Source organism: Vibrio sp. 1874, assembly GCF_033344395.1.
Lineage (GTDB): Bacteria > Pseudomonadota > Gammaproteobacteria > Enterobacterales > Vibrionaceae > Vibrio > Vibrio alginolyticus.
Genome location: NZ_JAWPOR010000005.1, coordinates 168,598 through 181,223 on the forward strand (window position 1 = coordinate 168,598; position 12,626 = coordinate 181,223).

A 12,626-nucleotide genomic window follows, 5' to 3' on the forward strand; every position below is an offset into this window, starting at 1 on the left:
AACTCCAGAAAACAAAAAGCCCCGAGCATAACTCGAGGCTTCTTCTTAATTGAATCGCTTAACGAAAATTATTTCGCGCCACGAGAAGCACGCTTACGGTCGCTTTCCGTTAGGAACTTCTTACGGATACGGATGCTTTCAGGCGTTACTTCTACTAGCTCGTCGTCATCGATGAATTCTAGTGCTTGCTCAAGAGTCATCTTGATAGGCGGAGTAAGAACCTGTGCGTCATCGGTACCAGATGCACGAACGTTGGTTAGCTGCTTACCTTTCAGTGCGTTTACCGTTAGGTCGTTGTCACGGCTGTGAATACCGATAACCATACCTTCGTAAACTTCAACACCGTGACCGATAAATAGACGACCACGCTCTTGAAGGTTGAACAGTGCGTTAGTTAGCGCTTTACCCATCGCGTTCGCGATTAGTACACCGTTTACACGTTGACCGATGTTACCGCCTTTGTGAGGGCCGTAGTGATCAAACGTATGGTAAAGAAGACCTGAACCTGAAGTCAGTGTCATGAATTCCGTTTGGAAACCGATCAGACCACGTGATGGCATAACGAAGTCCATACGCACACGACCTTTACCGTCTGGAGACATGTCTTTCAGCTCACCTTTACGTAGGCCGATGTTCTCCATGATGCCGCCTTGGTGCTCTTCCATTACGTCGATCGTTACAGTCTCGAACGGTTCCATCAACTGACCATCTTCTTCTTTGATGATTACTTCTGGACGAGATACTGCTAGCTCAAAGCCTTCACGACGCATGTTTTCGATCAGGATAGAAAGGTGAAGTTCACCACGACCTGATACGCGGAATTTATCTGGATCGTCTGTTTGCTCAACGCGTAGCGCAACGTTGTGTACCAATTCCTTCTCAAGACGCTCAAGGATGTTACGTGACGTTACGAACTTACCTTCTTTACCCGCGAATGGAGACGTGTTTACTTGGAACGTCATTGTTACTGTTGGTTCATCAACAGACAATGGTGGTAATGCTTCTACTGCGTTTTGTGCACAGATAGTGTCAGAAATTTTCAGCTCGCCAAGACCAGTGATTGCGATGATATCACCCGCGTTAGCTTGTTCCACTTCGTGACGCTCTAGGCCAAGGTAGCCCATTACTGTACCCACTTTACCGTTGCGAGTTTTACCGTCAGCACCAATAATGGTTACCTGTTGGTTTGGTTTAACGCTACCACGAGTTACGCGAGCCACGCCGATAACACCAACGTAAGAGCTGTAGTCTAGCTGAGAAACTTGCATCTGTAGTGGACCATCAAGGTCAACATTTGGCGCGTCAACAACATCAACGATAGTTTGGAATAGTGGTTCCATGTTCTCGCCAGTTTCGCCTTCTTCTAGAGAAGCCCAGCCGTTAAGTGCTGATGCGTAAACTACTTTAAAGTCTAGCTGGTCATCAGTTGCACCTAGGTTGTCGAACAGGTCGAACACTTGGTCCATAACCCAATCAGGACGTGCACCAGGGCGGTCAATCTTGTTGATTACAACGATTGGTTTTAGACCGTGAGCAAACGCTTTTTGTGTTACGAAACGCGTTTGAGGCATTGGACCATCGACTGCGTCAACGATAAGTAGTACAGAGTCTACCATCGACATGATACGCTCAACTTCACCACCGAAGTCCGCGTGTCCCGGAGTATCTACGATGTTGATACGGTAATCGTTCCAGTCGATTGCTGTGTTTTTAGCAAGAATGGTAATACCGCGCTCTTTCTCGATGTCGTTCGAGTCCATGACTCGCTCTTCAGCTTCACCGCGAGACTCAAGCGTGCCTGATTGTTGTAGCAGCTTGTCAACCAACGTGGTTTTACCGTGGTCAACGTGCGCGATGATCGCGATATTTCTTAATTTATCAATCTGTGGAGTAGCCATGGATATTGATTCACTTAGATAGATGAAATGCCCCCACGCTGAGAACGGGTGCTCTCTGGCGACATTTGCTGATTAAAAAAACGGCCATAATGTACCAGATTTTAGCAAAAAGCCTAGAAATATGTGATCTACTCCCGAGCATTTCTGCGATTTTTACGCTTAATGCCCATTTTCTTCCTCAGAACGAATTGATTAAACGCAACTTTATTCTAATCGATGCATAATTCAAATTGACTCTTGCTCAAAAACTGGGCTGAATACGCAATGTACCTGTCACATTATGGTGCAACAATGATTTTTGGCACCATAATAGTGCAAGCAAAGATCATTTTGGTGCAAGCAAGTGCACCAAACTAGCATTCAAAAACACAATTGCTTGAAATTAATGGAATATTTTTTTTGGCACGGTTTTGGCTTTAGTTAAAACAGCATCGATTAATGAAAAGTCAAATTGATTAATCAATGCCAGGTTTCATGAATAATTCATAAATCGAGCTTTTACCGCTTATTAACACTGGAGGTTATCCAAGATGTCAGTAGAAAACGTTCTATCGCTGATCCAAGAAAACGAAGTTAAGTTTGTTGACCTACGCTTCACTGATACAAAAGGTAAAGAGCAGCACATTTCGATCCCTGCTCACCAAATCGACGCAGACTTCTTCGAAGAAGGTAAAATGTTCGATGGTTCATCAGTTGCTGGCTGGAAAGGTATCAACGAATCAGACATGGTAATGATGCCTGACGCATCTTCTGCTGTGCTTGACCCATTCACGGAAGACGCAACACTAAATATCCGTTGTGACATCTTAGAGCCTGCAACAATGCAAGGCTATGACCGTGACCCACGCTCTATCGCAAAACGCGCTGAAGACTTCATGCGTTCTACAGGTGTTGCAGATACTGTACTTATCGGTCCTGAGCCAGAATTTTTCCTATTTGATGACGTGAAGTTCTCGACGGACATGTCAGGCTCTTTCTTCAAGATCGACGACGTAGAAGCGGCATGGAACACAGGTTCTGACTACGAAGAAGGTAACAAAGGTCACCGTCCAGGCGTTAAAGGTGGTTACTTCCCAGTAGCTCCAGTAGATTCATCTCAAGACATCCGTTCTGCTATGTGTCTAGTAATGGAAGAAATGGGTCTTGTTGTTGAAGCGCACCACCACGAAGTGGCAACGGCGGGTCAAAACGAAATCGCAACTCGTTTCAACACGCTAACAACCAAAGCTGACGAAATCCAAATCTACAAGTACGTTGTACACAACGTTGCTCACGCGTTTGGTAAAACAGCGACGTTTATGCCTAAACCACTTGTTGGCGACAACGGCAGCGGTATGCACGTTCACCAGTCTCTAGCAAAAGATGGCGTAAACCTATTTGCTGGTGACAAGTACGGCGGTCTATCTGAAATGGCGCTTTACTACATCGGTGGTATCATCAAACACGCTCGTGCAATCAACGCATTCGCTAACCCATCAACCAACTCGTACAAACGTCTTGTACCAGGCTTCGAAGCACCAGTAATGCTAGCTTACTCAGCGCGTAACCGCTCTGCTTCAATCCGTATCCCAGTGGTACCAAGCCCGAAAGCACGTCGTATCGAAGTTCGTTTCGGTGACCCAGCGGCGAACCCATACCTATGTTTCGCAGCAATGCTTATGGCTGGTCTTGACGGTATCAAGAATAAGATCCACCCAGGCGAAGCGATGGATAAAGACCTTTACGATCTTCCAGCTGAAGAAGCAGCAGAAATCCCAACTGTTGCATACTCACTAAAAGACGCGCTAGCAGAGCTAGATGCTGATCGTGAGTTCTTAACAGCGGGCGGCGTATTCTCTGACGACTTCATCGATTCATACATCGACCTTAAGTCTCAGGACGTAGAGCGTGTAAACATGACAACTCACCCTGTTGAGTTCGAACTTTACTACTCTGTGTAAGGTCGACACTGTGTAAAATGTAAACACAGCAATAAAATATTAGGCTCGCCTCGCAGGCGGGCCTTTTTTGTATTCGCCACTCAAGCTTCGACGTTTAACATGAGGGGATAATAAAAATACGCTTAGAATTTTTCCTTACAGGTCAAAGAGCTAAGCCATTGAAACGTGAAATCATCGAACAAGAGAAGGTGAGCAATGAAAGTTCAGCTTATTCCATCACTGTGTGCACTCAGCGGATTGTTAATCGCCTCTATCGCCTTCGCGCAGGTCGCGTATACGTGGGTAGATGAAAATGGCGTGGTTCACTTTAGTGATACGCCAAACAAAGGAGCAAAAGCGATCGCACTGCCAAACCTTGAAGCCAGCGCACCAGCTCCTGAGGTAGAAAGTACTGAATCGCTCGCACCTCAGACTACGCCATCTACTGCATCACAAAACAAGCCAGAGAAAACAACCGATCAGCCTCTCCCATTACAACTCTCGATGCTGACTCCCAAGCACAACGAGACCATCCGCAGCAATCGAGGCATCATCAATATTCAATTAGAAACCAATCGCAAGCTTGGTATCGGTGAGCAATTGCAATTGTTACTCGATGGAAAACCTTATGGTGCACCACAAAACCATATAGTATGGCAGTTAAACAATATTGACCGAGGCACTCACACACTTGCTGTGCACGCGAAAAGAAGCGGCAAGCTTATTGCATCTACTAGCCCTATAACGGTGCATTTACATAGAGCAAGTGTTAAGCCGACCGTAAAAGGGGCAAAATAGAATATCTGGTGAAAAAAATCACATCACAGCGATGCTTTTCACTTTTTCTTCTAAGATTTATTCGCCATACTTAACGTTCAATTGCACCATTATTGTGCATCGCACAATCTTAAAGCAAAACAAGGACGTAATGTGGATACCAGTCTTCCTAGTGCCATTCTCAACAATATGGTGACAGCAACGCTGATTCTTGATGATGGATTGGCCATCCGTTATGCCAATCCGGCTGCCGAATTGCTGTTTTCTCAAAGCGCCAAACGAATTATTGAACAATCGCTTTCTCAATTGATTCAGCATGCGTCGCTGGATCTCGCGCTGCTCACTCAACCGTTGCAAAGTGGCCAAAGCATCACCGACAGTGACGTCACTTTCGTTGTTGATGGCCGCCCTTTAATGCTAGAGGTGACGGTTAGCCCTATCACTTGGCAAAAGCAGTTGATGCTTCTGGTCGAGATGCGCAAAATTGATCAGCAGCGCCGACTCTCTCAAGAACTGAACCAACACGCCCAACAACAAGCGGCGAAGCTGTTAGTCCGAGGGCTTGCACATGAGATCAAAAATCCGCTTGGCGGCTTACGCGGTGCGGCGCAATTGTTAGAAAAAATGCTGCCAGAGCCCTCTCTCACCGAATATACACACATCATCATTGAGCAAGCAGACCGTTTAAGGGCGCTCGTGGATCGATTACTAGGACCGCAGAAGCCAGGTAAGAAGACACAAGAAAATCTGCACCAAATTCTTGAAAAGGTTCGCCAACTGGTTGAATTAGAGTCACAACGCTCAATCATCATTGAACGAGATTATGACCCAAGCTTGCCAGAGATTTTGATGGATACAGACCAAATCGAACAGGCAATGCTTAATATCGTCAGCAACGCCGCACAAATTCTTAGCCATCAAGAACACGGGAAAATAACCATTCGCACCAGAACGGTGCATCAAGCCAATATTCACGGCAAACGCTGTAAACTCGCTGCTCGTGTCGAAATCACAGACAACGGCCCTGGTATTCCACCGGAACTACAAGACACGCTGTTCTATCCCATGGTCAGTGGCCGCGAGGGAGGAACAGGATTAGGGCTATCTATTTCGCAAAATTTGATCGACCAGCACAATGGAAAAATAGACGTAGAAAGCTGGCCTGGTCACACAACATTTACTATTTATCTGCCGATCTGATTGCGCTAATGGACTTCAAGTCGCGTCAGTTTTTCGGTTTGCTGCAAGGATTACTACATGAGTAAAGGATATGTTTGGGTCGTTGATGACGACAGTTCAATTCGCTGGGTAATGGAGAAAACGCTCTCCTCTGCCAACATCAAATGTGAAACCTATGCCGATGGAGAAAGCGTGTTAATGGCGCTCGAACGCGAAGTGCCGGATGTTCTAGTATCAGACATTCGCATGCCAGGTATTGATGGGTTGGAGCTACTAAAACAAGTACAGCGCGATTACCCAGACCTTCCCGTGATTATCATGACCGCGCACTCAGATTTAGATGCAGCAGTGAATGCGTACCAAAAAGGTGCTTTTGAATATTTACCAAAACCTTTTGATATTGATGAAACTTTAACTCTGGTTGAACGAGCCATTGCACACAGCCACGAAAACAAACGCGAGCAGCTCTCTCCAGAAGACATTCCAGCAGAAACGCCTGAAATTATCGGTGAAGCACCAGCGATGCAAGAGGTGTTTCGCGCCATTGGTCGTCTTTCTCGCTCCTCTATTTCAGTCTTGATTAACGGTGAATCGGGCACGGGTAAAGAACTCGTTGCTCATGCACTGCACCGTCACAGTCCACGTGCTAACAAACCTTTCATTGCGCTCAATATGGCGGCGATTCCCAAAGACTTGATTGAATCAGAACTGTTTGGCCACGAAAAAGGCGCGTTTACGGGAGCAAACAATGTTCGTCAAGGACGATTCGAACAAGCCAATGGCGGCACTCTATTTTTAGACGAAATCGGCGACATGCCATTGGACATTCAAACTCGTTTACTACGCGTTCTAGCTGACGGGCAGTTTTATCGAGTGGGCGGTCACTCTCCGATCAGTGTCGATGTACGAATTGTCGCGGCAACACACCAGAACTTAGAAAAGCTGGTGCACGAAGGTGACTTCCGTGAGGACCTCTTTCATCGCTTAAACGTGATTCGCGTGCAGATCCCGGCACTGCGTGAGCGTAAGCAAGACATTGAAAAGCTTACACAGCATTTTCTTATCCGTGCGGCTGACGAGCTTGGTGTGGAAACAAAAACTCTCCACCCGTCGACCGTGGAGATTCTTAACCGCCTTGATTGGCCTGGCAACGTTCGTCAATTAGAGAATATTTGCCGTTGGTTAACCGTTATGGCCAGTGGTAGCGAAGTGTTACCAAATGACCTGCCAAGCGAACTACTCGAAGAGAAAAAATCCATTTCAGACTCTGCACATGGTAGTTGGCAAGAACAATTAGCGGATTGGGCACGGCATTCACTCGCAGCAGGAGATAAAGAACTGCTTTCTTACGCTTTACCAGAATTTGAACGCATTTTATTAGAAGCAGCCTTAGAGCACACTAAAGGTCATAAGCAAGATGCCGCTAAAGTATTAGGCTGGGGGCGAAATACACTCACCAGAAAATTAAAAGAATTGTACTGACAATCACTTACGTGGTGCATTAACAACGAGCGTCGTTTGTCACTCGATATTAATAAAAACATAAGTACAATTGTGGCGCACCACCATCTATGTGATTAGGCGATGTCTACTGCTACGACTCAAATTACACTGCGTACTGCTGTTTTGATTCCATTTGTCATGATCTTCTTACTGGCGATCGGTGTCATTGTCTACGTCCAAAAACAAAGTTACGAAGAAGTGGTCACGGATATCAGTGACAAGCAACTTTCCGTGTTAACCGAAAGTGTCCACGACCACCTCAATAGCTATCTACGTAAGCCTTTTACTGCGGTTATGGCTCTCGCGCACAACGTCAGCTATCACAACCTTTATCGCCCTCACGATACCTCAGACATTCAAAACTACCTGCTAAGTGCATTCAAAAATCTTTACCAATCGATACCGCAGTTGGATGTAATCGCATTTGGTTCAGAAAACGGCGACTTTGCAGGCTTTCGCCGCGAACTTTCCGACGATTACACCTTAATGGTGCAAGATCGCTACACCGATGGTGATCTGGTTATTTATGGAACCAACCATGTGAGTAACAACATTCGAACGGTTATCTCCCAATACGATCCTCGCACTCGCCCATGGTATAAGCCCGTTGCAGAGAGCCAAAACGCCACTTGGTCTGAAATTTATACCAACGCTGACGAACGCCAGGATATTACGCTATCAGCCATGACGCCGGTGTACAAACACGACCAATTTGCTGGTGTTTTGGTGACAGACATTCGTATCAATACATTCAACGAGTTCCTGCGCGAGTTAAAATACAACACTAAAGCATCGGTCTACATCATGGACCCAGATCATCGTTTAATAGCTCACTCAGGCCCGGGAAGCGTCATCTCATGGGGCACAAAATTTTCGGATAAAGGGCAGCGTTTGCTTGCCGCTGAAAACGCAGACCCGATCATCAAAATCAGTGCGAGCCGCGTCCGGTCTTTCGATCTCAACAACACCAAGCAACCTTATACTTTTTCATTTGAACATGATGGCCAACGTATTTTCAGTCGGCTAACCCCGTATCGAGACCAAGATGGCTTAACATGGTTTATTGGCACCTCCATTTCAGAGTCCGAGCTTCTCGGCCTGTTACCAAAAAGCCAGCAAGAGAGCTGGCTCGTTGGCATTATTGTAAGCCTATTTGGTATCGCCATCAGTTGGATCATTTTCAACCGAGTTACTAGACCAATTAACGCGACGGCCGCCGCCGCTCAGCACCTGGCAAATGGGGATTGGGATAGCGGCATGCCAAAGCCTGGTTATGTGTATGAGACAACCGTACTGGTCCATGCTTTTAATGAAATGGCGAACAATCTAAGAGCTTCATTCAAAGCATTGCGTGAACAGTTGGTTTATGACTCTCTGACACGCTTATATAGTCGTCAGGGTTTGGTCGAAATCTGTGAAAATCAGTCTCATCTTTGTCACGGCAGTTTATTTTTACTTGGCATCAACAAATTTAGAGATATCAACGACAGTGTGGGTCATCACAACGGCGACCAGTTGTTGGTCAGCATCGCTAAAAGGTTAAAACAGCAGTTTCGTGACAACGCATTATTGGCTCGGATTGGTGGTGACGAATTCGCGGTGTTTCTCTCAAATGTCGACACGGAAACCAAAATTAAACAAACCGAGCGTCGATTACAGCAACTCTTTTCCACCCCATTTATGGTGGAAGGCGAGAATGTAGTGATGAAGATTTCACTTGGTATTGTACAAACCCAGCCAAACGAAACCATGCCTTTATGGTTACGCAACGCCAGCATCGCATTAAGTTACGCCAAACAAGACTCACTGACTGGTGTTTGTCACTACAGCCCAGAACTAGCGAGCGCTTCAAAGTTTCGTACACAAATGCTGACCAAGATCCAAACTGGCATTGAAAACCGAGAGTTTATTCCTCATTACCAACCGATTGTGGATCTCGTCAGTGGCACAGTGTGTGGCGCCGAAGCACTTGCGCGTTGGCATAGCGACTCAGGTATGGTGTCACCATTAGATTTTATCCCAATCGCGGAAGAAAGCGGCATGATCAAAGCCATCGGCCAACAGATTCTGTTACAAGCTTGTCGCGACACTTACCAAGCGATCGAAAGCAAACAGTGGCCGTCGGACTTCCAACTGCATGTGAATATCTCTGTTAATCAACTATCCTGCCCAAGTTTTGTTGATACGGTGACAAGCGTATTGGATATCACGAAATTACCAGCAAGTAACCTCACACTAGAGATCACAGAATCACGCATCATTGATAGCGCACCGACCACACTAGAAAACATGACTAAACTGCGTGAAATGGGTATTGGTATCGCGATAGATGACTTTGGCACCGGTTACTCATCACTGGGTTACCTCCACTCTCTACCGTTTACTTGCTTGAAGATTGATCGCACCTTCATCAATCAACTCACACAAGAAAACTTAAACAGTTCAGTCGTCGCTGCCGTCATCAATATCACAGCAGGTCTCAAAACTAATGTCGTCGCGGAAGGTGTCGAGGATAGCAATCAAGCACAATTACTGCGCTCTTTAGGCTGTAATCAGGTGCAAGGCTTCTACTACAGCCGCCCTATGCCACTAGAAGAATGGCCAACACATTTGGTGAACATGAAGTAGAAAAGAGCGAGAATCGTTGATTTCCTAGTCATCCTCTACTGACAATCTACCCAACTGTTATTTATACTTAACTGCAAATCTTACCCATGTATTGTCACAGATGATGTTTGGGCCCTGTTCCAGTTCATAACTATCCGGATCGACAAAATGATAACGAAGAACCTTCCTCTTACTGATTTGCACCGTCACCTCGACGGTAACATTCGTACTAAAACGATTCTTGAGCTAGGCCAAAAGTTTGGCATTGCCCTACCAGCGTACGATATTGAGTCTCTCACTCCTCACGTTCAAATTGTCGAAGCGGAACCCTCTCTTGTTGCTTTCCTTTCTAAGCTCGACTGGGGTGTTGCTGTACTGGGCGATCTAGATGCGTGTCGTCGTGTCGCGTACGAAAACGTAGAAGACGCGCTAAACGCACAAATCGATTACGCAGAGCTGCGTTTCTCTCCTTACTACATGGCGATGAAACACAAACTACCAGTAGCGGGGGTTGTTGAAGCCGTCGTGGACGGTGTGCAAGCGGGTATGCGCGATTTTGGCGTGAAAGCCAACCTGATCGGTATCATGAGTCGTACATTTGGCACTGACGCATGTCAACAAGAACTGGACGGCATTCTGAGCCAGAAAGATCACATCGTTGCCGTCGACCTTGCGGGTGACGAGCTAGGCCAACCGGGTGATCGCTTTGTGTCTCACTTCAAGCAAGTACGCGATGCTGGCCTTGGGGTAACGGTCCATGCTGGTGAAGCAGCAGGTGCAGAGAGCATGTGGCAAGCAATCAATGAGCTGGGCGCAACTCGTATCGGTCACGGCGTAAAAGCGATTCACGATCCAAAACTGATGGATTACCTAGCAGAAAACCGCATTGGTATTGAATCTTGCCTGACGTCAAACTACCAAACAAGTACGGTAGAAACGCTAGAAAACCACCCTCTCAAGCAGTTCCTAGAGCATGGCGTTCTTGCGTGTTTGAACACTGACGATCCAGCGGTTGAAGGCATCGAACTGCCATACGAATACGAAGTAGCGGCACCAGCCGCTGGCCTGAGCCAAGACCAGATTCGCCAAGCGCAAATCAATGGCCTTGAGATTGCGTTCCTTTCAGAAGCAGAAAAATCGGAACTGAGAGAAAAAGTAAAAGATCGCGCTTAAATCCAGCGAAAACATAAAAAAATGCCAGCATCTGCTGGCATTTTTTATATCTTGAATCTGTATCTCTGATTAAATAACACGAGAGAATTGTTGCTGACGTGCCTTTGCTCGCAGGTACTTATCGAAGCTCATACAAATATTACGGATCAGCAAACGACCTCGCAGCGTCACACGAATTTCATTGTCATCCACTTCCACCAGCTCATCGTTGATGAAGGTCTGAAGTAGCTGTAAGTCTTCTTTAAAGTACTGTTCAAACTTCACTTTAAACTCAGACTCAATGGCTTTCTTGTCTAACTTGAAGTTACAAATCAGCTGCTTAATCACTTCACGACGGAGCAAATCATCGGAGTCCAGAGAGACCCCTTTCCATAGAGCGTGACGAAGTTCGTTGACTTGAGCGTAGTATTTCTTCAGCTCTTTCTGGTTTTGCGCGTACGCATCGCCGATCATCGAGATTGCAGAAACACCAAAGCCAACCAAGTCACATTCACCTTGTGTGGTGTAGCCTTGGAAATTGCGATGCAAAATACCTTCGCGCTGGGCAGCAGCAAGTTCATCGTCCGGCAAAGCAAAGTGGTCCATACCGATAAATTGGTAGCCAGCACCGGTCAGTGTCGCGATGGTGTCTTGCAGAATCGCCATCTTCTCTTCTGCCTTTGGCAGATCTTCGTCTTTAATCTTACGCTGCGCTGCAAATAGCTGTGGCATGTGCGCGTAGTTAAACACGGATAGACGGCCCGGCTGCATCTCTAGCACTTGTTCTAGAGTCTTGGCAAAAGATTCTTTGGTCTGCTTCGGTAAACCGTAAATTAAATCTAGGTTCGTCGAACGAAAGCCTAACTCTTTTGCGCGCGCAACCATCGCAACGATGAACTCTTCATCTTGCTCACGATTCACCAGCTTTTGCACTTCTTTGTTGAAGTCCTGAACACCGATGCTCAAGCGATTGAAGCCTTCACTACGCAGATGATCCAGCATGGTCAGCTCGATTTCACGCGGGTCAACCTCGATACTGATTTCAGCATCGCAGCTAAAAGTAAACTCTTGGCGTAGCAGGCTCATTACACGCGTGATTTGCTTTTCAGAGAGAAACGTCGGTGTACCACCACCAAAATGCAATTGCGTCACGGTGCGACCCACAAGTAATGCAGCACGTTGACGAATTTCGTGTTCAAGCACGTCGAGGTATTCATCCGCTTTGTGCGAGTGGCGCGTAATGACTTTATTACATCCACAGTAGTAACAAAGCTTGTGACAGAACGGAATGTGTACGTACAGCGATAATGGGCGTTCTGGGTATTGAGTGCATGCCATATCATAATCAGAAATGGTGAACGCTTCATGAAACTCCAGCGCCGTTGGGTACGACGTATAACGAGGCCCGGAATAGTTGTACTTATCCAATACCGCTTGATCCCAGACGATTTGCTGTTTCGATTCAGTGTGTTGATTCGACATGGTGGTACTTTCCGTTAAATGCTAGGGCAACGAAAGCCGTCACCCGATATTCAGAGCCACTATTTTGCCATACGACGATGACAAGCGTGGCAACGCCGACTGGCTTTTT

General features: G+C 46.4%; 8 protein-coding genes. 6 read left to right on the top strand and 2 right to left on the bottom strand.

What is annotated here, in order from left to right:
• Positions 1-68 precede the first annotated feature (68 nt).
• On the bottom strand, positions 69-1,898 hold the full coding sequence (gene typA / locus R8N46_RS12690; protein ID WP_005379276.1) for a translational GTPase TypA: 1,830 nt from the start codon (positions 1,896-1,898) through the stop codon (positions 69-71).
• Between the two features lie 530 nt (positions 1,899-2,428).
• Here typA and glnA point away from each other — a divergent pair.
• The 6 genes from glnA to add all read left to right on the top strand — a co-directional run bounded on the left by glnA (position 2,429) and on the right by add (position 11,056).
• Complete coding sequence (gene glnA / locus R8N46_RS12695) at positions 2,429-3,838, top strand: glutamate--ammonia ligase (protein ID WP_005379275.1); 1,410 nt, start codon at positions 2,429-2,431, stop codon at positions 3,836-3,838.
• Positions 3,839-4,033: 195 nt separating this feature from the next.
• On the top strand, positions 4,034-4,615 hold the full coding sequence (locus R8N46_RS12700) for a DUF4124 domain-containing protein (protein ID WP_042522597.1): 582 nt from the start codon (positions 4,034-4,036) through the stop codon (positions 4,613-4,615).
• A 132-nt stretch (positions 4,616-4,747) separates the two neighbouring features.
• Complete coding sequence (gene glnL / locus R8N46_RS12705; RefSeq protein ID WP_017821940.1) at positions 4,748-5,794, top strand: nitrogen regulation protein NR(II); 1,047 nt, start codon at positions 4,748-4,750, stop codon at positions 5,792-5,794.
• A gap of 57 nt (positions 5,795-5,851) precedes the next feature.
• Positions 5,852-7,255 carry a nitrogen regulation protein NR(I) gene (gene glnG / locus R8N46_RS12710; protein WP_005379267.1) on the top strand — a complete coding sequence of 468 codons (1,404 nt, stop codon included), beginning with the start codon at positions 5,852-5,854 and terminating at the stop codon, positions 7,253-7,255.
• 102 nt (positions 7,256-7,357) lie between these two features.
• Complete coding sequence (locus R8N46_RS12715) at positions 7,358-9,904, top strand: EAL domain-containing protein (RefSeq protein ID WP_171345952.1); 2,547 nt, start codon at positions 7,358-7,360, stop codon at positions 9,902-9,904.
• Positions 9,905-10,051: 147 nt separating this feature from the next.
• Positions 10,052-11,056, top strand: a complete 1,005-nt coding sequence (add, locus tag R8N46_RS12720) for an adenosine deaminase (protein ID WP_005382965.1) — start codon at positions 10,052-10,054, stop codon at positions 11,054-11,056.
• A gap of 69 nt (positions 11,057-11,125) precedes the next feature.
• On the opposite strand, the gene hemN is transcribed toward add, so the two are convergent.
• A complete protein-coding gene (gene hemN / locus R8N46_RS12725) occupies positions 11,126-12,517 on the bottom strand; it encodes an oxygen-independent coproporphyrinogen III oxidase (protein ID WP_171345951.1) in 1,392 nt (463 codons plus the stop codon).
• Positions 12,518-12,626 lie beyond the last annotated feature (109 nt).